The 21388-nt window shown below is 61.0% G+C and carries 19 protein-coding genes; 11 read left to right on the top strand and 8 right to left on the bottom strand.

The features are described 5' to 3' along the window. The first annotated feature begins 60 nt into the window (after window positions 1-60). The gene (locus tag AAEO81_RS13165) at window positions 61-1497 is read left to right on the top strand and encodes an MFS transporter (protein WP_341964036.1); all 1437 of its coding nucleotides are present in this window, start codon (window positions 61-63) and stop codon (window positions 1495-1497) included. Window positions 1498-1696: 199 nt separating this feature from the next. On the opposite strand, the gene norR is transcribed toward AAEO81_RS13165, so the two are convergent. Further along, window positions 1697-3256, bottom strand: a complete 1560-nt coding sequence (norR, locus tag AAEO81_RS13160; RefSeq protein WP_341964035.1) for a nitric oxide reductase transcriptional regulator NorR — start codon at window positions 3254-3256, stop codon at window positions 1697-1699. 310 nt (window positions 3257-3566) lie between these two features. On the opposite strand from norR, the gene AAEO81_RS13155 reads away from it, so the two are divergent. The 5 genes from AAEO81_RS13155 to AAEO81_RS13135 all read left to right on the top strand — a co-directional run bounded on the left by AAEO81_RS13155 (window position 3567) and on the right by AAEO81_RS13135 (window position 9552). Next, the gene (locus AAEO81_RS13155; RefSeq protein WP_341964034.1) at window positions 3567-5018 is read left to right on the top strand and encodes a UbiA family prenyltransferase; all 1452 of its coding nucleotides are present in this window, start codon (window positions 3567-3569) and stop codon (window positions 5016-5018) included. Next, a complete protein-coding gene (locus tag AAEO81_RS13150; protein WP_341964033.1) occupies window positions 5015-6331 on the top strand; it encodes an FAD-binding oxidoreductase in 1317 nt (438 codons plus the stop codon). The genes AAEO81_RS13155 and AAEO81_RS13150 overlap by 4 nt, the downstream gene beginning before the upstream one ends. An 11-nt stretch (window positions 6332-6342) precedes the next feature. Beyond that, on the top strand, window positions 6343-7083 hold the full coding sequence (locus AAEO81_RS13145) for an SDR family oxidoreductase (protein WP_341964529.1): 741 nt from the start codon (window positions 6343-6345) through the stop codon (window positions 7081-7083). After that, the gene (locus AAEO81_RS13140; RefSeq protein ID WP_341964032.1) at window positions 7080-8066 is read left to right on the top strand and encodes a lysylphosphatidylglycerol synthase transmembrane domain-containing protein; all 987 of its coding nucleotides are present in this window, start codon (window positions 7080-7082) and stop codon (window positions 8064-8066) included. The genes AAEO81_RS13145 and AAEO81_RS13140 overlap by 4 nt, the downstream gene beginning before the upstream one ends. A 61-nt stretch (window positions 8067-8127) precedes the next feature. Beyond that, window positions 8128-9552: a DUF2723 domain-containing protein gene (locus AAEO81_RS13135; protein WP_341964031.1), complete on the top strand. Its 1425-nt coding sequence runs from the start codon at window positions 8128-8130 to the stop codon at window positions 9550-9552. Between the two features lie 163 nt (window positions 9553-9715). Here the strand turns inward: AAEO81_RS13135 and AAEO81_RS13130 are convergent, their stop codons facing one another. Genes AAEO81_RS13130 through AAEO81_RS13120 form a run of 3 tightly spaced genes read right to left on the bottom strand, consistent with a single transcriptional unit; the run spans window position 9716 to window position 12596 of the window. Further along, window positions 9716-9925, bottom strand: a complete 210-nt coding sequence (locus tag AAEO81_RS13130) for a DUF2945 domain-containing protein (RefSeq protein WP_341964030.1) — start codon at window positions 9923-9925, stop codon at window positions 9716-9718. A gap of 21 nt (window positions 9926-9946) precedes the next feature. Further along, on the bottom strand, window positions 9947-11803 hold the full coding sequence (locus AAEO81_RS13125) for a glycoside hydrolase family 15 protein (RefSeq protein WP_341964029.1): 1857 nt from the start codon (window positions 11801-11803) through the stop codon (window positions 9947-9949). Next, window positions 11796-12596 (bottom strand): SDR family oxidoreductase, encoded by an 801-nt coding sequence (locus tag AAEO81_RS13120; RefSeq protein WP_341964028.1) that lies wholly within the window; start codon window positions 12594-12596, stop codon window positions 11796-11798. The genes AAEO81_RS13125 and AAEO81_RS13120 overlap by 8 nt, the downstream gene beginning before the upstream one ends. Before the next feature lie 406 nt (window positions 12597-13002). On the opposite strand from AAEO81_RS13120, the gene AAEO81_RS13115 reads away from it, so the two are divergent. Then, the gene (locus tag AAEO81_RS13115; RefSeq protein ID WP_341964027.1) at window positions 13003-13935 is read left to right on the top strand and encodes a LysR substrate-binding domain-containing protein; all 933 of its coding nucleotides are present in this window, start codon (window positions 13003-13005) and stop codon (window positions 13933-13935) included. 200 nt (window positions 13936-14135) lie between these two features. On the opposite strand, the gene pstB is transcribed toward AAEO81_RS13115, so the two are convergent. The 4 genes from pstB to pstS form a co-directional block, all read right to left on the bottom strand. Continuing rightward, window positions 14136-14915: a phosphate ABC transporter ATP-binding protein PstB gene (pstB, locus tag AAEO81_RS13110; protein ID WP_166595250.1), complete on the bottom strand. Its 780-nt coding sequence runs from the start codon at window positions 14913-14915 to the stop codon at window positions 14136-14138. Next, entirely contained in the window at window positions 14915-15793 is an 879-nt protein-coding gene (gene pstA / locus AAEO81_RS13105; protein WP_166595249.1) for a phosphate ABC transporter permease PstA, read from the bottom strand. The genes pstB and pstA overlap by 1 nt, the downstream gene beginning before the upstream one ends. Continuing rightward, window positions 15790-16785: a phosphate ABC transporter permease subunit PstC gene (gene pstC, locus AAEO81_RS13100; protein ID WP_166595248.1), complete on the bottom strand. Its 996-nt coding sequence runs from the start codon at window positions 16783-16785 to the stop codon at window positions 15790-15792. The genes pstA and pstC overlap by 4 nt, the downstream gene beginning before the upstream one ends. A gap of 73 nt (window positions 16786-16858) precedes the next feature. Beyond that, window positions 16859-17875: a phosphate ABC transporter substrate-binding protein PstS gene (gene pstS, locus AAEO81_RS13095; protein WP_166595247.1), complete on the bottom strand. Its 1017-nt coding sequence runs from the start codon at window positions 17873-17875 to the stop codon at window positions 16859-16861. A 381-nt stretch (window positions 17876-18256) separates the two neighbouring features. Between pstS and AAEO81_RS13090 the strand changes: the two genes are divergently transcribed. The 4 genes from AAEO81_RS13090 (at window position 18257) to AAEO81_RS13075 (ending at window position 21320) form a co-directional block, all read left to right on the top strand. Continuing rightward, complete coding sequence (locus AAEO81_RS13090; RefSeq protein ID WP_341964026.1) at window positions 18257-18658, top strand: hypothetical protein; 402 nt, start codon at window positions 18257-18259, stop codon at window positions 18656-18658. A 268-nt stretch (window positions 18659-18926) separates the two neighbouring features. Then, the gene (locus AAEO81_RS13085; RefSeq protein ID WP_341964025.1) at window positions 18927-19241 is read left to right on the top strand and encodes an antibiotic biosynthesis monooxygenase; all 315 of its coding nucleotides are present in this window, start codon (window positions 18927-18929) and stop codon (window positions 19239-19241) included. Window positions 19242-19467: 226 nt separating this feature from the next. Next, complete coding sequence (locus AAEO81_RS13080) at window positions 19468-20802, top strand: OprD family porin (RefSeq protein WP_341964024.1); 1335 nt, start codon at window positions 19468-19470, stop codon at window positions 20800-20802. Window positions 20803-20909: 107 nt separating this feature from the next. Then, window positions 20910-21320 (top strand): cupin domain-containing protein, encoded by a 411-nt coding sequence (locus AAEO81_RS13075; protein ID WP_341964023.1) that lies wholly within the window; start codon window positions 20910-20912, stop codon window positions 21318-21320. The last annotated feature ends 68 nt before the right edge of the window (window positions 21321-21388 follow it).

The raw sequence follows: 21388 nt of genomic DNA, 5'->3' as shown, positions 1-21388 counted from the left end.
TTGTCTTGAATCTCTGCAAAAGCTCTAACATGCGTCGTCCCACGGAACTGGAAAACAATAATGTCTTCGCTTTCGCCCTCCTCCGACCCTGCCCAAACCCTAATGGATGGCATCGACCCCGTTCGCGCCCCCCGGATTTCTGCGCGCATCGATCGCCTCCCTGCCGTTTCAACGATCTGGAAACTGGTGGCGTTGCTGTCCATCGGCGGCTTCTTCGAACTCTACGACCTGTTCCAGACCGCCTACATCAGCCCCGGTCTGATTCGCGACGGCCTCTTCGCCACGGGCGCACAAGGTGTGTTTGGCTTTTCCGACCAGGCCGCCTTCGCCTCGGCGACCTTTCTCGGCCTGTTTCTCGGCGCCAGCCTGCTGAGCCCGATTGCCGATCGCTTTGGCCGCCGTGCAATCTTCACCTTCGCGCTGATCTGGTACACCGTCGCCACGGTGCTGATGGGCATCCAGACCTCAGCGCTGGGCATCATCTGCATGCGTTTTCTGGTGGGCATCGGCCTGGGCATCGAGCTGGTGACCATCGACGCCTACCTCTCGGAACTGGTGCCCAAGCGCATGCGCAGTTCGGCGTTCGCCTTTGCGTTCTTTGTGCAGTTTCTGTCGGTGCCGTCGGTGGCACTGATGTCCTGGTGGCTAGTGCCGCAGGACCCGTTCGGCATTGCGGGCTGGCGTTGGGTGGTGATCGCCAGTGCGGTGTTCGCGCTGTTCATCTGGTGGTTGCGTTCACGGTTGCCGGAATCGCCGCGCTGGCTGGCGCAGCACGGACGATTTGCCGAGGCCGAGAAGATCATGGACGACCTTGAAGCGCGCTGCGTGAAAGACCATGGCCAGGCGCTGGACGCCCCGGAAACCCACAACGTCGCCGTCGAAGGCAAAGGCCGTTTCGCTGACATCTGGCAGCCGCCCTACCGCCGTCGCGCGCTGATGCTCATTGTGTTTCATGTGTTCCAGGCCATCGGCTTTTTCGGCTTCGGCAACTGGCTGCCGGCCTTGCTCTCGGGTCAAGGCGTCAGCGTCACCCACAGCCTGGCATACGCCTTCATCATCACCCTCGCCTACCCGCTGGGGCCGCTGCTGTTCGTGAAGTTCGCCAACCGTTTCGAGAACAAGTGGCAGATCGTCGGCTCAGCGCTGGGGGCCATGATCTTCGGCACCCTCTTCGCGCAACAGAGTACGGCGGTGGGGCTGATTGTCTGCGGGGTGATGATCACGTTCTGCAATGCGTGGCTGAGCTTCGCCTATCACTCGTACCAGAGCGAACTGTTCCCCACCAACATCCGCGCCCGCGCCGTGGGGTTCTGCTATTCGTTCAGTCGGTTGTCGACGGTGTTCAGCAGCCTGTTGATCGGCCTGTTCCTCGACCATTTCGGCACGCCGGGGGTGTTGACCTTCATCGTCGTCAGCATGCTGATCGTGATCATCACCATCGGCGCGTTCGGGCCGAAAACGCGGAACCTGGCGCTGGAGGATATTGCGCATCGGTGAGGGGGAGCCGCACTGTTCACTGGCTTCCCGCCACGCCGCCATTGCATGTGGGAGACGCCGGAGGTTACGACGGCAGCGAAAGCGGTGTGTCAGCCAACGGATTAGTCACTGAACCATTGCTTTCGCGGCCGTCGTAACCTCCGGCTGCTCCCACAAATTTCGGCGATGGCCAGGATGTCTGATGCGACGGCCTACCGCCTCACCTGATCCCCAACCGCTTCGCCAACCGACTGAGGTTGGCGCGGTCCAGGTTCAGCTCTCGCGCCACCTCGGCCCATTTGCCGTTGTGCCGACTCAACGCCTCGTTGATCAACATCGTCTGAAACCCGTCGACCGCCTCTTTCAGCCCTTCGCCCGGCTTGACCACCGGGTGCACGTCCGCGAGCAGCGATGGCGTACCGAGGGCGACGGGCGATTCATCCTCCAGCCCCAGCGCGGGCGCCTCGATGGTCAGAATGCGCGGCCTTTCGCTGTGGGCCGACAGCGCTTTCAGCACAGCGCGGCTGATCAGGTGCTCCAGTTCGCGCACGTTGCCCGGCCATGAATAACCCAGCAACACCCCTTGCGCCTCGGGACTCATCCGTAGGCTGCGCAAGCCCATCCGCGCGCGGTTCTCTTCCAGAAAATACCCGGCGAGCAGCAACACATCCCGGCCTCGCTCGCGCAAGGGCGGCACCACCAACGGGTACACGCTCAGACGGTGATAGAGGTCAGCCCGGAAACGCCCGGCGCGCACCTCCTCCGCGAGATCACGATTAGTCGCGGCGATGATGCGCACGTCCACGCGATGCTCCTGATCGGACCCCACCCGCTGCAATTGCCCGCTCTGCAACACCCGCAGCAACTTGGATTGCACCGGCAGCGGCAACTCCCCTACTTCGTCGAGGAAGATCGAGCCCCCGTCGGCCAGTTCGAACTTGCCGCTGCGCCCACTGATGGCCCCCGAAAACGCGCCTTTGACGTGGCCAAACAGTTCGCTTTCCACCAGTAACTCAGGGAGCGCGGCGCAATTGAGGCTGATCAGCGGCTTCTGGGCACGAGGCGATTGCAGGTGAATGGCTTCGGCCACCAGCTCCTTGCCGACCCCGGTTTCCCCAGTGATCAACACCGTCAGCGGGCTGTTGCCCACCAGCTGGATTTCCTGCTGCAAGCGGCGATGCACCGCACTTTGCCCAATCAACTCTCGGGGCCCGCGCCCTCCCGCAGCGCGTTTGTAGACTTCAGCCAGTTGCCGCTGATCTTCGACGCTGCGGGCCAGCAGGCTCATGCGTTCGCTGGCCATGACCGTCGCCGCAGCGAGGCTGGCAAACGCTTGCAGATCACGTAGATCAGCGCTGCCGAAACGCGCCGGGTCCAGCGAGTCCAGCGTGATGACGCCCCATAACGTGTCCTGCACGTACAGCGGACAGCCGAGGCAATCGTGCACTTCGAGGTCCCCATGCACGCCGTCTACCAGACCGTCGTAGGGGTCCGGCAAGTCACAGTCGGTGGAAAAGCGCGTGGGCTCGCGGTTTTGCACGATGATGTCCAGCCGCGGGTGCTCGCCAAGCCGAAAGCGGCGGCCCAGGGTGTCAGGGCTCAATCCCTCGACCGACAACGGCACCAGCACGTCCTCCTCAAGCCGGAGCAACGCGACGGCATCACAGGGCAGCAACTGTCGCAGCGAGCGCAACAGCCGCCGATAACGTTCCTGGTCTGGCAAATCGCGGGACAAGTCCGCCACAAGGGGCACGAGGGCCAGCAGCAAGGGGTGGGTCATAGAACTCCAGAACACGGTTAAGCGCCGAAAAAACGTTGTCATTATGACACTGGCCCGAAGCGCCGCCAGGGCCAATTCGCACGATTTCACCCACGCAACCGCCCGGGCGTACGTCATTAGTTGGTCGCCAATTAATCGCCGCGCGCTGTTTCACCCTTGAGACATTTGCACTGCATAGTGCCGATTTAAATCGCTGTTTTATTCTGACGTCAGACACTCGTCGCACCGCGCGAGACCCTTTAATTTAAATGAAGTTTCGAGAAAACATTTTTGTTTATAGTCGGGCTGATCCCCAAAGGAGCACCCGAACATGGCAAGAATTCAGGGAAGAGTTCAGGAAACGTTTCCCCCGCTGGTCGTTGATCTGGACGGCACATTGTTACGTTCCGATCTGCTGATGGAAACGGCCATGGCCTTTGTCAGAGGTACGCCACTCAAGGCGTTCAGCCTCCTTCGGTGGTTGCTCAAAGGCAAGGCGGCGCTCAAGGAAGGCTTGGCGCTGGGGACGGAAATCGATGTATCCGTATTACCGTACGATCCCCAGATCATTGAAATGATCCAGGCCGAAAGAGCCAAGGGACGGATGATCGTATTGGCCACGGCGAGCCATGTCAGTCTGGCGGAGAAGATTGCCGAACACCTTCAACTGTTTGATCTGGTATTAGCGTCCAATGCCAATCGCAACTTGTCCGGCAATAACAAACGTGACCTCTTAGTTGCGCACTACGGTGAAGGCGGCTTCGATTACATCGGCAACTCGAAAGATGATTTGCCGATCTGGAAAGTCTCCCGCCAAGCCTATGTGGTAAACCCGGATTCAGGGGTTGAGTCCCGCGTCGAGGCCATGACCCAAGTCGAACCGACGATTCGCACCAACACCGCCAGCCTGCGGGATTGGCGCAAGGCGCTGCGCATGCACCAGTGGCTGAAAAACGCCCTTATCTTCGTGCCACTGCTGGCGTCCCACCGCCTGGCGCAATTCGACCTGATGCGCGACGGGGTCTTCGCCTTCTTCTGTTTCGGCCTGTGCGCCTCCAGCGTCTACATCCTCAATGACCTGCTGGACCTGTGCGACGACCGCCACCACAAGAGCAAATGCAACCGCCCGTTCGCCAGCGGGCGGCTGTCGATCAAGGCCGGGTTGATTCTCGTCCCGACGCTATTGCTCACCGCCTTCGGCGCCGCGTTGCTGTTGTTGCCCTGGCAGTTCTCGGCGGTCATGGCCGCGTATTACGGCCTCACGCTGGCCTACTCGCTGAAGCTGAAACGGCTGATGGCCTGGGACGTGATCGCGCTGGCAATGCTTTACACCGCACGCATCATCGCCGGGGTTGCCGCGTTCAACCTGACGTTGACCTTCTGGATCCTGGCGTTCTCGATGTTCATCTTTCTGAGCCTGGCGATGGTCAAGCGTTACGCCGAGCTGCGCGACGCCCGCGCTCGGGAAGTGAACACCTTCGCCCGAGGACGCGGCTATTACCCCGGCGACCTGGACATGATCGCCTCCCTCGGCGCGTCGTCCGGCTACCTGGCGGTGATGGTCCTGGCGCTGTACATCCAGGACGCCAAGACCACCGCGCTGTACGTCACGCCTCACGTGATCTGGCTGGCGTGCCCGCTGCTGCTGTTCTGGGTCACCCGCGTGTGGATGCTGACCCATCGCGGGCAGATGAACGAAGACCCGGTGGTGTTCGCCATCCGCGACCGCACCAGCCAGTTGATCGGCGCAATTTTCCTGTTGATGTTCTGGATCGCCGCATGAGCACACCCCTGTATTCCTGGGGCCGTTTCCCCCAGAGTCCGCAACGGGGTCACAGCTGTGTCTGGCTCGACGACCTGCCCGCGCACCTCGACCGGGTGATCGATGATCACCGCAGCAGCCTGCCTTATGGCAATGGCCGCAGCTACGGCGACAGTTGCCTCGCGGCCAGCGATCAGGTGCTGCACATGCGCTCGCTGGACCGGCTGATCGAGGCCGACTGGGACAACGGCGTGCTCAAGGTCGAAACGGGTATCACCCTCGCCGAAGTCCTGAGCGTCGCGATTCCCCACGGCTGGTTTCTCCCGGTCACCCCCGGCACCCAATTCGCCACCGTCGGCGGCGCCATCGCCAACGACGTACACGGCAAGAATCACCACGTGCGCGGCACCTTTGGCCGTCACGTGCGCAGCTTCGGTCTGCTGCGCCATGGCCAGCCGGAGATGGTCTGTTCTCCCAGCGTCAACGCGTCATTATTCGCAGCCAGCATTGGCGGTCTGGGGCTGACCGGGATCATTCATTGGGCGCAAATCCAATTGATGCCGATCCGCGCCAGCCAGATCGACACCACCACCGTGCGCTTCGCCAACCTCGCCGAATTCTTCGCGCTCTCGGATGAACTGGACGACAAACACGAGTACAGCGTCGCCTGGGTCGATTGCCTGGCCAAAGGCGCCGAAACCGGGCGCGGGGTGTTCATCGTCGGCGATCACGCGCAGTACGGGTCGCTGGCTACCGAGTCTCGCGCCAAATTGAGCATCCCGGTCACGCCGCCGGTGTCGCTGATCAACAAGCTGTCCCTGAGCGCCTTCAACAACCTGTATTGGCGCGTGCATCCAAGCAAGCGCACACCAGGGCGCAGCGCCTACGAACCGTTTTTCTACCCGTTGGATCGCATCCTGCACTGGAACCGCATCTACGGTCGCCGGGGGTTTCAGCAGTATCAATGCGTGATTCCCACCGCCAACGCCGAAGCGGCAATGGGTGAGTTGTTGCGCGCCATCGCCGATGCGGGGCAGGGCTCGTTTCTCGCGGTGCTCAAGCGCTGCGGCGACGTACGCTCGCCGGGCTTGCTGTCGTTCCCGATGCCGGGCACCTCGCTGGCGCTGGATTTCCCCCAGAGCGAACACCTGGAAGACGTTGTATTCCCGCGCCTGGATGACATCGTTCGGGCTGCGGGAGGCCGCTTGTATCCGGCCAAGGATGCCCATATGAGCGGCGCGGACTTTCGTCGGGCGTACCCCGACTGGGAGCGACTGGAAGCGTTGCGCGATCCCTCTCTGATGTCCCGTTTCTGGAGCCGCGTGCTGCTATGAACACACCCCACATGAAAAAAGTGCTGATCATTGGCGCGACATCGGCCATCGCCACCGCCTGCGCCCGTTTGTGGGCCACCGAGGGCAGCGATTTCTTTCTGGTCGCGCGCAACGTCGACAAACTTCAACAGACCGCCGCAGATCTCAAGGCCCGGGGCGCGAAGAACGTCACACTGCATGAAATGGACGCCAACGACATCGATGCCCACCCGCTGATGATGGGCCGCTGCCTGACCGCCCTGGGCCAGATCGACATCGCGCTGATCGCCCACGGCACCCTCCCCGACCAGAAAGCCTGCGAACGCGATGTGCATCTGGCCTTGCGTGAATTCGCCAACAATTGCACGTCGGTGATCGCCTTGTTGACGGTGCTGGCAACGCAATTCGAGACCCAGCGCTGTGGCAGCCTGGCGATCATTTCGTCGGTGGCGGCGGATCGCGGGCGACCGTCGAACTACCTGTACGGCAGCGCCAAGGCAGCGGTCTCGACCTACTGCGAAGGGCTGCAAGCACGGCTGTTCAAGCTCGGCGTACACGTCACCACGATCAAGCCGGGCTTCGTCGATACCCCGATGACCCAAGGCCTGTCGCTGCCCGCCGCGCTGTTGGCGCAACCGGCACAGGTCGCGCAACGGATCGTCAAAGGCATCGCTAACAAAGTGCCGACCCTGTACGCGCCAGGGTTCTGGGCCTTGATCATGCTGATCATCCGCTCGATCCCGCAGCCGGTGTTCAAGAGGCTGAACCTGTGAACGCGACAGCCTCCGAAGAACCGGTCCAGCTCTCGGGCTGGCGCTACCGCGCTGTCGTGCTGTCAGTGGTGGGCTCGGCGCTGGGTTATCTGGCCTTCTCGCTGTGGGGCGGCTGGCAGGCGGTGGGGGCTGCCGTGCGCGAAGTCGGCCTGATCGGCATCGTCATCGCGCTGTTCATGTCGTCGGTGAACTACGGCCTGCGTTTCGTGCGCTGGCAGGCGTACCTCAAGGTGCTGGGTCATCCCATGCCGTGGCGCCCGAGCCTGAACATTTACCTGGCCGGGTTCGCCCTGACCACCACGCCCGGTAAGGCCGGAGAAGCGTTGCGCGGCGTACTGCTGAAACGCTGGGGCGTGCCCTACCCGCAAAGCTTCGCGGCGTTCTTCAGCGAGCGCCTGTCGGACCTGTTCGCCGTGGTGCTGCTGACCCTGTTCGGCCTGTCGCTGTACCCCGAGGCGATGCCGATGATCGTGGTCGCCGTCAGCCTGGTGCTGGTGGGTCTGCTGGTGCTGTCGCAGCGGCGCTTGCTGGAGCGCCTGATGCTGATGGTGCCCACCGAGGGCGGCAAGGTCATCGGTCTGTTACGTCATCTGCTGCAAGTGCTGGTGCATGCCCAGCAATGTCACCGCCTGCGCTTGATGCTCGGCCTGACCGCGTTGAGCGTCGTGGCCTGGAGCGCGGAAGCGTTGGCCTTCGACTGGATTCTGCACTGGATGGGCGCCGAGATTCCGCTGACCTTCGCGGTGTTCGTGTACGCCTTGGCGATGCTCGCGGGGGCGGTGAGCTTCATGCCGGGCGGCCTCGGTGGCGCAGAAGCCGTGATGGTCGGGCTGCTGGTGTGGAAAGGCATGAACAGTGCCGACGCCGTGGCCGCGACGGTGCTGATTCGATTGGCGACGTTGTGGTTCGCCGTGGCTATCGGCGCAGTCATGTTGTTCAAGCTCAAAGGTGAAACGGCGCCTCGGCGCGAAGCGGTTCAGTAAGGTTCACGCGCACCGCCGTTCGGCTGCGCGTCATGCAAAAACAGGGACAGGAGTGCAACTCATGGTGGCAGCCGTACGCAATCGATCAATGCTGATTTCCGCGCTGTTGATGATCGGGGCGATTCTCGCCAGCTTTCTCGCGTCAAGCGGGCCCATCCAGTGGATGGACAACGGCATGTTCCTCGCCGATGCGTCCCAAGGCCATTTCTTCAGCCAAACCCTTGGCCCGCTGGACCACCCGCTTTATCTATTCGTGAGCACCGCGCTGTTTGCCGGCTTCGGGCCGCTGGTCTTGAGCTTCATGAATTCGCTGTTGTTGATCCCGCTGGGCTGGGCGATCTACCGCCTGGCCAAAGGGGTCGGCGCCACCACCCAGCAGGCGCTGATCGCCGTGGCCGCTGCCGTGCTGTGTCATTGCGTGTTCTGGGTCTCGACCAAGGCCGAGGTCTACATCCTGCACACGGTGCTGGTGATCTTCGCCTACATGATCCAGTTCAACGACAAACAGCGACTGGGCGTGATGCCCGCGCTGTTCCTGATCGGCGTATTGACCGGCCTCGCCGCTGCGATTCACCAACTGACCTTCATCGTATTGTTCCCGCTGTACGTGCAGATGCTCTGGCAGCACAAGGCGCGGATTCTCATCACCGTGCCGGGTTTCGTGGTGGGTTTCGGGGTGGCAATCCCCGGCGTCATCAACGAAATGCATAACGGGCTGAGCCTCTACGACATCGGCCATCGTTACCTGATCGGCATCCCCGACCGGACCACCGAGCAGAGCTGGCAAGGCTCGCTGTTCCGCTTCGACGACATGTGGCACGAGAAAAACTCGGTGGTGTTGCTGATGCTGTCGCTGATCGGCCCGCAACTCGTCGGCCTGCTTCTGTTTCCCAAGCGTCCGGCGGTGCGGGTGCTGTGGGCGGCGGCAATGATGAACTTCATCTTCGCGGTCTCCTACAACGTCACCGACCGCTTCACGTTCTTCCTGCCAGGGGCCGTGCTGCTGAGCATCATCGGCGTGATTCAGCTGTACGCCCTGCTGCCGCGCAACGCCACAGGTCTTGCCACCGCCTCGCCCCTCGCCGCGCCCGTGGTCATCCTCGCGGTGTTCGCCGTTTACGCCAGTGGCGCCATTCAGCTGCCCGTGCACAAGGAAACCCTGCCGTTTCGCGACGACATTCACTACTTCATGGTGCCGTACCTGACCGACCGCTCCGCCGAAGAGTTCGTGCGCAGCTACGAAATCTCCGCCCCCGAAGGCGCCCTCATCATCGCCGATTGGACCCCCAACGGCGCGTTGCGCTCGGCCCAGGCCAGTGGCTTGCTGAAGGGAAGGACGTTTGAGTTGTGTGAGGAAGTGCAGGATATTGATGCGTATTTGAAAGGGCCAGGGGCGTATCTGGCGCGGACGAGTTACTGCGGGATGATTGCGGATCGGTTTACGTTGGAGACGTTGCCGGTGGGGTATGAGTTGCGGGTGAAGTAGCATGGTTTCGAAGACCCCGCGATTCACTGTGGGAGCGAAGTCATTCGCGAAAAAATGTGGCAGGCGACGCATCCATATCGCCAGGAAAGCAGCATCGCGAATGAATTCGCTCCTACAGGTTTAGATCCGGGGTACAGACAGGCAGTAGGGAGACAGAACAGGATCAGACGTTGACCAACGCCCCTTCCTTATGCATCGCCAGATGCCCGGTCTTGTCGCTCTTCACTTCATATTGCGGCTCATCTTCCGACGCAGGGCGGTGTTTGCCCATGAACTCAACATCCTTGGTGTGCACCTTGGTGACCACCCCCACCACATGCCCCACGTCTGAGTTCCAGCGCACGTGATCGCCTTTTTTAAATTTATGGGTCATAGGGTTGCTCCTTGTTAACGCTCAGGGTTGCCAGAGGGTCTGGCTGCCTTCGAGTTTGCGGTCGAGGAAGGTGGCGGCGCTGATGAGGGCCAAGTGGCTCAGCGCCTGCGGGGTGTTGCCGAGGTGATGACCATGGGTGTCGAACTCTTCCGCGTAGAGGCCCAAAGGATTGGCGTAGCGCAGCAACTGTTCGAATTCAAGGTGCGCCTGCTCCACGCGCCCGGCGCGGGCCAGGCATTCGACGTACCAGAACGAGCAGGCGACGAACGCGCCTTCATCGCCGTCGAGGCCGTCGAGGCCGTCGCCGTAATCATCGTCATTGCGGTAGCGGAAGACCATGCCGTCGCGCACCAGGGTGCGTTCGATGGCGTCGAGGGTTTGCAGCCATTTCGGGTCGCTGGCGCCGACGAACCGCACCAGCGGCATGAGCAGCATCGAGGCGTCGAGGTTTTTGCTGCCTTTGTGCTGGACGAAATGCCCCAGGTCGGCGTCCCAGAAGTTTTCCCAGATGTCGTCGTGAATGGCCTGACGCTCGTTGGTCCAGCGCTCGAACGGCGCAGGCAGCGAACGCTTGAACGACAGACGAAGCGCGCGATCCAGCGCCACCCAGCACATCAGTCGCGAGTGCAGGAAATGCTGGTCGTCGCCGCGCATTTCCCAGATGCCGACGTCCTTGCTGCGCCAGTTTTCGCAGAGTTCGTTGACCAATCGAGTGGCGTGCTTCCAGCCTTCGTGGGAGATGGCCTCGCCGTATTTGTTGGCCAGGTACACGGCGTCCAGCAGCTCGCCGTAAATATCGAGCTGCGTTTGCTTGTAGGCTTCATTGCCGATGCGCACCGGGGTCGCGCCGCCGTAGCCGGACAGGTGCGTCAGGTTTTCTTCGGGCAGTTCCTCCTGGCCCGCGAGGGAGTAGAGAATGCCGAGCTTGGTCGAGTCGTCGCAGCAGTCGCCCATGCGCTCGCGGACCCAGTGCATGAACGCGTTGGCTTCGTCGGTGTAGCCCAGGCGCATGAAGGCGTAGACCGTGAACGACGCGTCACGAATCCAGGTGTAGCGGTAGTCCCAGTTGCGCTCGCCGCCCTCTTCTTCCGGCAGCCCGAACGTGGCCGCCGCGACGATGCCGCCATGCTTGCGCGAGGTCAGGAGCTTGAGGGCCAGCGCGGAGCGGTTGACGGTCTCGCGCCAACGACCCCGGTAATTGGAGTGGCGGCTCCAGTGCTGCCAGTAATCGACGGTGCTTTTGAGGTCGCAATCGCATTGCGTGGCGCGGACGTTTTCGTCGTCCGCCCCGCCGAGCATGAATTCGACGATATCGCCCTGCTTCATCTCAAATTCGGCAATGGCGGCGTGTCCGTCCAGCGACAGGTCCACCGTAGCGCAGAGGCGCATGGCCGGTTGGCCCTGGGCTTCGAAGCGCACGTCCTTGCCCTCCATCTGCGCGGTGGTTTCCGCGCGGCTGTAGTCGTGGCGGACGCGGCACAGCATCCGCACTTTCGTCGTGCCATGGCGCACGTGAATGCGCCGCACCAGCCGTGGCAGGTCCTCGACTTCGTCAGCGATGGGCATCAGATCGGTGACTTCGACCACGGCATCCTTGGCGATCCAGCGGGTCATCAACACATTGGTTTCAGGCAGGTACAACTGCTGACGGCGTGCGTCGGGAAGGATGGGCGACAGCTGGAAGATCCCGGCGTCCGGGGTGTCCAACAGCGCAGTGAAGATGCTCGGGCTGTCGAAATCCGGCCAGCAGCAGAAGTCGATGCTGCCGGTATCGGCCACCAATGCGGCGCTGCGCATGTCGCCGATGATGCCGTGGTTCTCGATGGCATTCTGCGGCTCGTCACGCGGGTCGTGTTGCGTGCGGGAAGGCTCAGCCATTGTTGCGGAACTCCGGGTACAGGCTCATGCCGCCATCAATGAACAGCGTCGTGCCGTGCACGTAATCGGAGGCGTCGGAGGCTAGCCAGACCACGGCGTTGGCGACGTCTTCGGCTTCGCCCACGCGGCCGTAGGGGATCAGTTTCAGGAGTGCTTTCTCAGCATCGCCGGTGGTGGCCTTGGTGTTGATCGCCGTGCGAATGGCTCCCGGCGCGATGCTGTTGACGCGGATGCGCTGCTCGCCGACTTCCTGGGCAATGGAGCGCATCAGCAGGTCCACTCCGCCTTTAGAGGCGGCGTAGTTGACATGCCCGGCCCAAGGAATCACCTGGTGCACGGAACTCATATGAATGATCTTGCCCAGTGCGCGGGAAATCTCGGGGCGGATTTCCTGTTTGGCGAACTGGCGCAACGCCGCACGGGCGCAGAGAAACTGGCCGGTGAGGTTGACGCTGATCACGGTGTTCCAGTCGTCGAGGCTGAGTTCGGCAATAGGGGCATCTTTTTGCAGGCCCGAGTTGGCGAGCAGGATGTCCAGCCGACCGAACGCCTTGAGGGTTTCGGCGAACAGGGCCTCGACCTCCTCCTCTTTCGACACGTCGGCGCGGACGGCAATGGCTTGGCCGCCTGCTTTCAATATCTCATCTACCAGTTTTTCTGCGGGTTCGGGTTGGGAGTGGTAATTGACCACGACCGCGGCGCCGGAAGCCGCCAGCCCTCGGGCCGCGCCCAGGCCCAAGCCAGAGCTGGCACCGGTTACCAGCGCGACCTGGCCTTTCAAGGAAATCTGCATGGAATGTCGAGCCTCAGATGAGCGTTTAAATGCTGACTGATGGCCTTGGATGGAAGTTCATTGCGGATGTCGCCAGGCTGGACACGATCCAAACCTTTGGGAGGTTTGTGTCTGGCTCAGACGCCGCAGCGCAGGTAAACCGCTGTGGGAGCGAATTCATTCGCGAATCGTCGGCGCAGACGCTGCATCTCCTTCGCCTGGCATACCGTTTTCGCGAATGAATTCGCTCCCACAGGTCTGTGCGTCGGTCGACAGCCACAGGGCGCAGAGCCCTTCGTTAACCAACCGGTCCGCGAAACATACGGTTACGCTGGACGGCGGATGACGGTGCTTCATAAACTGCCGGTCATCATTTCGCAGGCTTTCAACGAGCAGGGTGACGAATGTCGCGTAACGGGGATCAGGTATGAATCGCAACGAGCTGCGCAAGGCCGACATCAACCTGATGGTGGTGTTCGAGACCTTGATGCAAGAGCGCAACGTGACCCGAGCCGCCGAGAAGCTGTTCCTTGGCCAGCCCACCATCAGCGCCGCCCTGAACCGGCTTCGAGCGTTGTTCAACGATCCCTTGTTCATCCGCGTTGGCCATCGCATGGAACCCACGGCCCGCGCTAACGAGATCATCCATCACCTCTCGCCGGCGCTGGACGCGATGTCGGTGGCGCTGAGCCTGACCCGCGACTTCGATCCCGCCAGCAGCGACATGACCTTCCGCATCGGTCTGTCCGACGATGTCGAATACAGCCTGTTGCCGCCCCTGTTGCGCGCCATTCGCCAGGAAGCACCGGGCGTCGTGATCGTCATTCAGCAGGTCAGCTACTGGAATGTCTCCGAATTGCTCATGTCCGGTGAGATCACGGTCGGTGTGTGCCTGACCCGCGAACTTCCGGCCAACGCCAAGCGCAAGTTGCTGCGCAGCGTGCAGCCGATGGTGGTGCGGGCAGACGATTCGCCCGAACCCTTGACCCTGGACGAATACTGCTCACGGCCGCATGTGGTGGTTTCTCACGTGGCGAACATTTCAAGCTTCGCGGATGAGTGGCTGGCGGCCATCGGGCGCAAGCGCAAGGCCGTCCTGTCTGTGCCGCAATACAGCACCCTGCCCGCTCTGATGGCCGGGACCGACCTGTTGTGCAACCTGCCGGATCATCTGACGTTGGCGATGGGCAATTCGGGACTATTGAGGGGGGAGCCGCTGCCGTTCATTACCCCGAACCTGGAGCTGTCGATGGTCTGGCTGAGCGTGATGGACACTGATCCGGCCGAGCGCTGGCTGCGCAAGCGACTGGAGCAGTTCATGGGGGATTACAGCCCGATTCCGCCGCTGCCCAAAGGCTGAGGTGAAGCAAGCCCAACTGTAGGAGCGAATTCATTCGCTAGGCGTTCAAACATCCGATAGAGCAGTGTCGGATGTACCGGCCCTTCGCGAATGAATTCGCTCCTACAGGGGTTTCGTGGTGCTGCAGGTCTACAAGATGTTCGGGGTCGTGCCTGTGGCAACCCGGTTGAGCGGCCACAGGCAACGGCGTGGAGCGTGAATCAGCCGAAACGACCGGTGATGTAATCTTCGGTCTGGGTCTTGGTCGGCTTGGTGAAGATGGTGTCGGTGTCGCCGTGTTCGATCAACTCGCCCAGGAACATGAACGCGGTGTAGTCCGAGCAGCGCGCGGCCTGTTGCATGTTGTGGGTCACGATAACCACCGTGAACTGTTCTTTCAGCTCCGTGATCAGTTGCTCGATGCGACCGGTGGAGATCGGGTCGAGTGCCGAAGTCGGTTCGTCCAACAGCAGCACTTGCGGGCGCAGTGCGATGGTGCGGGCGATGCACAGACGCTGCTGCTGACCACCGGACAGGCTCTGAGCGCTTTGCTTGAGCTTGTCTTTCACTTCATCCCACAGCGCGGCCCCGCGCAGGGCTTCTTCGACACGCTCTTCCATCTCACGACGCGACAGCTTTTCGTGGTGCTTCACGGCATACGAAATGTTGTCGTAGATCGACATCGGGAACGGCACCGGCTTCTGGAACACCATGCCAACGTGGCTGCGCAAACGGTTCATCGAGTAGCCCGGCGCCAGAATGTTTTCGCCGTTGAGCAGCACTTCGCCCTTGGCTTCCAGCTTCGGGTACATCGAGTAGATCCGGTTGAACACACGCAGCATGGTCGACTTGCCGCAACCCGACGGGCCGATGATCGCCGTGATGCGCTTCTCGGGAATGGTCATGTTGATGGACTTCAACGACTGGTGGCCGTTGTAGTAGAAGTCGAGGTTGCGAACCTGGATCTTGGTTTTTTCGTCGGCAAGCGAAAGGTTATTCATCAGGATGCCTTATTGCGCAGAAGAAGGAGACGGGAGCTGAGGCTCAGCAACAGTACGAACAGGGTCATGATCAGGGCACCGGCCCAGGCCAGTGAGTGCCAGTCATCGAACGGGCTCATGGCGTACTGGAAAATCACGACGGGAATGCTGGCGATCGGCTTGAGCAGGTTACCGCTCCAGAACTGGTTACCAAATGCTGTGAACAGCAACGGCGCGGTCTCGCCGGTGATGCGCGCCAGGGCCAGCAAGATACCGGTGATGACACCGGCACGGGCGGCACGCAGGACGATCTGCAGGGTCAGTTTCCACTGCGGAACGCCAAGGGCCAGCGCCGCTTCACGCATGGTCGCCGGTTGCAGTTGCAGCATTTCGTCGGTGGTACGCACCACGACCGGAATCACCAGCAACGCCAGAGCGAGCGCACCGGCGAAGGCCGAAAAGCCTATGCGGTGGTCGGTCACGGCACTGATCGGCAGGATCACGGCGGTGTAGACAAACAGACCGAGTACGATCGACGGCGCCGACAGCAAGATGTCGTTGATGAAGCGAACGGCGTTGCCCAGCTTGGTGTGGCGCGCGAATTCCGCCAGCCAGATACCGGCCATCAGGCCGATAGGGGTGCCGATCAACAGACCGATGCCGGACATCAGGAAGCTGCCGTAGAACGCGTTGGCCAGACCGCCCTCAGCGCCTGGCGGCGGGGTCATTTCGGTGAACAGGCGCAGGTTCAGCGCCTGGAAACCGTTGACCAGGGTGGTGATCAGAATCCACACCAGCCACAGCAGACCGAACACGGTCGCGCCGCAACTCAGGACCATCGCCAGCTTGTTTTTGAAAGCCCGCATCCGATACAGGTTTTCGTTGTCGACCTTACTCATAGGCCCTCCTTGCGCGACAGACGGGACAGCATCAGGCGGGCAATGGCCAGCACGATGAACGTAACAACGAACAGCAAGAAGCCCAGGGCGATCAGCGACGAGCGATGCAGGTCGGTGTACGCCTCACTGAATTCGTTGGCGATCACAGACGCAATCGAACTGCTTGGCATCATCAGTGATGCGGAGAACTGGTGGGCGTTACCCAGTACGAACGTCACGGCCATGGTTTCACCCAGTGCGCGACCCAGCCCCAGAAAGACGCCGCCGACCACCGCCGAGCGGGTGTAGGGCAGGACGATGTCCCAGACCACTTCCCAAGTCGTGCCGCCCAGTGCGTAGGCCGACTCTTTCAGGGCCACTGGCACGCTGCGGAACACTTCCGTCATGACGGAGGTAATGAACGGCGTGATCATGATCGCCAGCACGATACCGGCGGTGAGCATGCCGATGCCGAGCGGCGGGCCTTGGAAGACCGGACCGATCAGCGGCAATGCGCCGAGGTTGTCGTTGATCCAGGGCGCCAGGTAGGCCGCCATGAAGGGGCCGAAGACGAACAGGCCCCACATGCCGTAGATGATGGAGGGGATGCCCGCCAGCAACTCGACAGCGGAAGCAATCGGTGTGCGCAGCCAGGGCGGCGCCACTTCAGTCAGAAAAATCGCGATGCCGAAACTCACCGGAACGGCGATCAGCAGCGCGAGGAAAGAGGTGACCAGCGTGCCGTAGATTGGCACTAATGCGCCGAAATGACCGGCGACCGGGTCCCATTCGGTACTGGTAAGAAATTCGAAGCCAAAGGTTTTAAACGCCAGGGCACCGCCCCAGAGCGTCGAGCCAGCGATGCTCGCCAGCAACAGCAGCACCAACAGAGCCGCTCCCAGCATCGTGCGCCGGAACCAGGCGTCGTGTCGGTGATCGCGGGCCGCGCGTTTTTCGCTCTCGGATTCAGCATCCGGAATCACAGCGGACATATATTGGGTGTTCTCAGTCATGGTGGGTCCACTCGCAAGGAAACCCTGTCACCGAGCGCTCGGTGACAGGGGTTAGCCGGATAACGTCGAGTTCTTACTTGAACTCGGCTTTCCAGTAGGTTTCGATCTTGCTGACCAGCTCTTTAGGCAGTGGAACGTAGTCCAGCGACTCGGCTTGAGCCTGACCGCTTTCCAGAGACCACTTGAAGAAGTCGAAAGCGGCTTTGCTTTCTTCAGCCTTCTTCGGCTGCTTGTACATGATGATCCAGGTGGTGGCAGTGATTGGCCATGCCTCAGCGCCCGGGGCGTTGGTCATGATCAGGTTGAAGTCCTTGGCGCTTGCCCAGTCAGCAGTAGCAGCGGCAGCGGCGAACGCTTTGGCGCTAGGCTCGACCGTTTTGCCAGCAGCGTTTTCCAGCTTGACGTAGGAAATGTTGTTGGTCTTGGCGTAGGCGAATTCCACGTAGCCGATCGAACCCTTGATCTGCTTCACGTAAGCAGCCACACCTTCGTTACCCTTGCCACCCACACCGACTGGCCACTGAACAGCCGAACCTTCGCCAGGACCGGCTTTCCAGTCCGGGCTGACTTTGCTCAGGTAGTTGGTGAAGTTGAACGAAGTACCCGAACCGTCCGAACGGTGAACCACGGTGATCGCGGTTTCTGGCAGTTTCACGCCTTTGTTCAGCGCAACGATGGCTGGATCGTTCCACTTGGTGATCTTGCCCTGGAAGATGTCAGCCAAAACTTTGCCGCTCAGTTCCAGCTTGCCGGTTTCGATGCCTTCAACGTTGATGACTGGAACGATACCGCCGATCACGCTTGGGAACTGACCCAGGCCAGCAGCCTGCAGGTCTTCGGCTTTCAGGGGGGCGTCGGAAGCACCGAAGTCAACGGTGGCTGCCTTGATTTGTGCGATACCGCCGCCGGAACCGATCGACTGGTAGTTAACTTTGTTGCCGGACTTTGCGCTGTACTCGGTCGCCCATTTCGAGATGACTGGGAACACGAAGCTCGAACCAGCACCAGTGACGTCCGTAGCGTGTGCCATTCCGGACAAGGCCATCGAAGCCAGCAGGAGTGACAGGCGTGTTTTTGTCAGCAGATTCACGGCAATACCTCAGCAAGAGAATGTGTATGTGTGGTCGCAGTTGAAGACCCGATGCAGATTTAAAACCCGAAACATTTCTGTTTGATGACAGTCTTGGGACATACCCTTGAATCGAGGCGATTTTGTAGGTTATTTCCTACACCCTGTTAAAACAAAACCCCCGAATTCATTGACTCCCAACCGGGTTGTCCACGTTTTAGAAATTAATATCAATGCGCCACAATCGGCTCGATAACGGCTCTGAAACCCCGTGTTTTCGGCGTGAAGATGACAAAACGGTGTCAGGATGACCGGTGTTGATGTCGGTCTTGCGTGCGATGGGTCAACAGAACGTTGCGATGAAGTCGTAAAGGTGTTTCCAGGTTTTTCAGACCGCTCGAAATGACCGTTCGTCGGGACCACGGCACGTCTACGAACGGCTACCAGACCAATGTGTATCCACAACAGAAAGGGATTCACATCATGATCATGAAAAAACTGACGGCTCTGACCCTTGCCAGCCTGATGGCGATCGCAACCGGTTCTGCGTTTGCAGGGTCCACCGGCCCGACCAATCCGGTTGATACCAACTCCAGCACCACCGGCCCACGTAATAGCAGCGCTGGCCCTAATACAGACGGCACGCCGAAAGCCGGCAACAGTTCCACCCCAGGCACCAAAGGCATGGGCAGCTCGGACGGTAATGGCGCCGCTGGCCAGGGCGGCGGCATGAGCAATGGCAGCGGCATGGGCGGCAGCGGCGGTGGCGCGGGCGGCACCGGCGGCTCCAGCGGTAGCAAATAAAGGGCAGCGAGCTGCCAGCCTTGAGTGGCGAGCTGTAAGCCCCAAGCTGTGCGCGCTGTTGCGACTGTCTATGAGCAGTCTTGAATCGCAGTAAGGGGGAGCGAGATGATTCGCTCCCCCGCCGTTTCTGACACTCCCTCAGGACCTTACCTCCCTCCCACAGCATTGGCCTCCCGCCCAATCCTCCAATTGGCCACTGGCATTTGCGCCGTCCCCCACTAATATGGCTCCGTTGAAAGACGATATCGTTTGTGACGGAGACATTCGCATGACCCTGGAAACCTGCAACACCGTTCGGATTCACGCCGCTCATGGCCGCTCTCAAGAACTGGGCGAGTACCTGGCCAGTGTCGTCAAAAACCTCCCTTCCGTGTCCGGCTGCCTGAGCAGCACCCTCAACCGCGACGAAGCAGACCAGGATCTGTGGATCATCGACGTGCGCTGGCCGTCCTGCGAAGTCATGGCCGCCCACTTCGCCAAACCGAGCAATGAAGGCTTGAACGGCTTGCTAAGCAACTGCTTCGTGCGTCAGGTGGCGTTTGAGAGCGACGCTGAACATTGCAACTTTCCAACAAGCCGTTGAGCGTCCGGGCAGTAATTCCCCTTGAACAAACACTTTAACGACCCCGCTTAATTGCCTGTTAACTAAACCAATCGTCAGAAAAACTGCCTGTGGAGGGGCTGATTGCGCGCGGAAAGTGGCGAACTCAAAAAGCCGGATTACGCTTCTGCTCTTGCAGGCAAGTGGGCGCTATCACACGCACACCGTGATAGCACGTTGCCTCAGGAAATTGAGAGGTCATGCCATTATGAGAATGCTAAGTCTGAGCTTGATCGCACTGGCGGTTTCAGCGGGATATGTCCAATCGGTGGAAGCCGCCGAGGCGTTTGTCAGTGACCAGGCCGATGCCAAGGCCTTCGTCGAGGACGCCAAACTCAACGTGCTGTTGCGCAACTATTACTTCAACCGGGATGGCAAGAGCGGTGCCGGGGATCGTCGGGACTGGTCCCAGGCGGCCATGGCCAACTTCAGCTCCGGTTTCACGCCCGGCACGGTCGGTTTCGGCGTCGATGCCTACGGCTGGTACGGCCTGAAACTCGACGGCGGCGCGGGCCACTCCGGCACGGGCAATATTCCGGTCGACAGCAGCGGCAACCCTGAAGACGAATTCGCCACCGCTGGCGGTGCAATCAAAGCGCGCATCTCCAAGACCGAACTCAAGTGGGGCACGATGCAGCCCACCGCGCCGGTTTTTGCGGCAGGCGGCACCCGGCTGTTCCCGCAGACCGCCACCGGTTTCAGCCTGCAAAGCAGCGAGATACAAGGGCTTGACCTTGAAGGCGGCCACTTCACCGCAGGCAACGGGCCGCAGCACACCAGCTCTAGCGGCGAGCTGTACGCCAGTTATGCCGGGGTGACCACGAGCAGCGTCGATTTCGTCGGTGGCAAGTACGCGATCAACGACAGCTTGTCCGTTCAGTTATACGGTTCCGAATTCGAAGACGTCTGGCGTCAGTACTACGCCAACGCCAACTACGTGCTGGCGATGCCCAGCGATCAGTCGGTGACCTTTGACTTCAACCTCTACCGCACCAACGACGAAGGTCAGGCCAAGGCTGGCGAAATCAATAACACCACCTGGTCGCTGGCGGCCGCCTACAGTTTTCTGGCGGGACACACCTTCACCCTCGCCTACCAGAAAGTCCATGGCGACGAGCCGTTCGACTACGTGTCTTTCGGCGACAACGGCCCGGGCACCACTGGCGACTCGATCTTCCTCGCCAACTCCGTGCAGTATTCAGACTTCAACGGCCCGGGCGAGAAATCGTGGCAAGCCCGGTATGACTTGTCGATGGCGACGTATGGCGTGCCCGGCTTGAGTTTCATGGCGCGTTACATTAACGGCCGCGACATCGACGGCACCAAAATGGCCGCCGACAGCCCCTACCGCGCCTATGGCTACGGTGAGGACGGCAAACATCACGAGACCAACCTGGAAGCCAAATACGTGATTCAGGACGGCCCGGCGAAGGATCTGTCATTCCGCATCCGCCAGGCCTGGCATCGCGGCAACGCCGATCAGGCCGAGGGGGATCAGAACGAATTTCGCCTGATCGTCGACTACCCCATTTCTGTCCTCTAAAACGGGGCACTGCAATTGGCCCCCTGATCTTTCCCCGGATTGGCAGTGTGACCGGTGGCACGCGAGGCATAGCGTGTCACCTGTCACCCCTTTTCGGAGCACCCTTCATGAAACTGCTGGCCGCCACCCTCTCCTGCCTCGCGCTTTCCCTGTCGCTGTCCTTCAACGCGCAAGCCCACGACGACACACACGAAAAAATCACGATCCTGGAAAATCACCCGATGCTCAACGCGCCGGGCAAAAAGGCCATGGTCCTGACCGTCGATTACACGCCCGGCCAGGCGTCCATTCCCCATAGCCACACTGGCAGCGCCATTGCCTATGTGCTCGAAGGCGAAGTCGTTTCACGGGTCAACGACGGCAAGGCGATCACCTACAAGGCAGGGCAAACCTGGTACGAACCCGCTGGATCGAAACATTACGAATCGCGCAACGCCAGTGCCACACAACCGGCGAAATTGCTGGTGTTCATCCTGCTGGACGACAACGGCGAGGTGCTGACGCCACTGCCGCAGTAACCTCGACGTCGACCCTCGCGGCGCTCTGGCACACGGCGCCGCCGGTCAGCGCCCCATCACGCAGCACT

It is taken from the genome of Pseudomonas sp. RC10, assembly GCF_038397775.1.
Lineage (GTDB): Bacteria > Pseudomonadota > Gammaproteobacteria > Pseudomonadales > Pseudomonadaceae > Aquipseudomonas > Aquipseudomonas bambusae.
Note: the sequence above shows the minus strand (reverse complement) of the source record. Positions and strands in the feature narration are given on the sequence as shown.

What these genes read in the sequence shown, in the direction of transcription:
- AAEO81_RS13165 (WP_341964036.1), top strand. Translation starts at nt 61, where the DNA reads ATGTCTTCGCTTTCGCCCTCCTCCGACCCTGCCCAAACCCTAATGGAT.
- norR (WP_341964035.1), bottom strand. Translation starts at nt 3,256, where the DNA reads ATGACCCACCCCTTGCTGCTGGCCCTCGTGCCCCTTGTGGCGGACTTG.
- AAEO81_RS13155 (WP_341964034.1), top strand. Translation starts at nt 3,567, where the DNA reads ATGGCAAGAATTCAGGGAAGAGTTCAGGAAACGTTTCCCCCGCTGGTC.
- AAEO81_RS13150 (WP_341964033.1), top strand. Translation starts at nt 5,015, where the DNA reads ATGAGCACACCCCTGTATTCCTGGGGCCGTTTCCCCCAGAGTCCGCAA.
- AAEO81_RS13145 (WP_341964529.1), top strand. Translation starts at nt 6,343, where the DNA reads ATGAAAAAAGTGCTGATCATTGGCGCGACATCGGCCATCGCCACCGCC.
- AAEO81_RS13135 (WP_341964031.1), top strand. Translation starts at nt 8,128, where the DNA reads ATGGTGGCAGCCGTACGCAATCGATCAATGCTGATTTCCGCGCTGTTG.
- AAEO81_RS13130 (WP_341964030.1), bottom strand. Translation starts at nt 9,925, where the DNA reads ATGACCCATAAATTTAAAAAAGGCGATCACGTGCGCTGGAACTCAGAC.
- AAEO81_RS13125 (WP_341964029.1), bottom strand. Translation starts at nt 11,803, where the DNA reads ATGGCTGAGCCTTCCCGCACGCAACACGACCCGCGTGACGAGCCGCAG.
- AAEO81_RS13120 (WP_341964028.1), bottom strand. Translation starts at nt 12,596, where the DNA reads ATGCAGATTTCCTTGAAAGGCCAGGTCGCGCTGGTAACCGGTGCCAGC.
- AAEO81_RS13115 (WP_341964027.1), top strand. Translation starts at nt 13,003, where the DNA reads ATGAATCGCAACGAGCTGCGCAAGGCCGACATCAACCTGATGGTGGTG.
- pstB (WP_166595250.1), bottom strand. Translation starts at nt 14,915, where the DNA reads ATGAATAACCTTTCGCTTGCCGACGAAAAAACCAAGATCCAGGTTCGC.
- pstA (WP_166595249.1), bottom strand. Translation starts at nt 15,793, where the DNA reads ATGAGTAAGGTCGACAACGAAAACCTGTATCGGATGCGGGCTTTCAAA.
- pstC (WP_166595248.1), bottom strand. Translation starts at nt 16,785, where the DNA reads ATGACTGAGAACACCCAATATATGTCCGCTGTGATTCCGGATGCTGAA.
- AAEO81_RS13090 (WP_341964026.1), top strand. Translation starts at nt 18,257, where the DNA reads ATGACCGTTCGTCGGGACCACGGCACGTCTACGAACGGCTACCAGACC.
- AAEO81_RS13085 (WP_341964025.1), top strand. Translation starts at nt 18,927, where the DNA reads ATGACCCTGGAAACCTGCAACACCGTTCGGATTCACGCCGCTCATGGC.
- AAEO81_RS13080 (WP_341964024.1), top strand. Translation starts at nt 19,468, where the DNA reads ATGAGAATGCTAAGTCTGAGCTTGATCGCACTGGCGGTTTCAGCGGGA.
- AAEO81_RS13075 (WP_341964023.1), top strand. Translation starts at nt 20,910, where the DNA reads ATGAAACTGCTGGCCGCCACCCTCTCCTGCCTCGCGCTTTCCCTGTCG.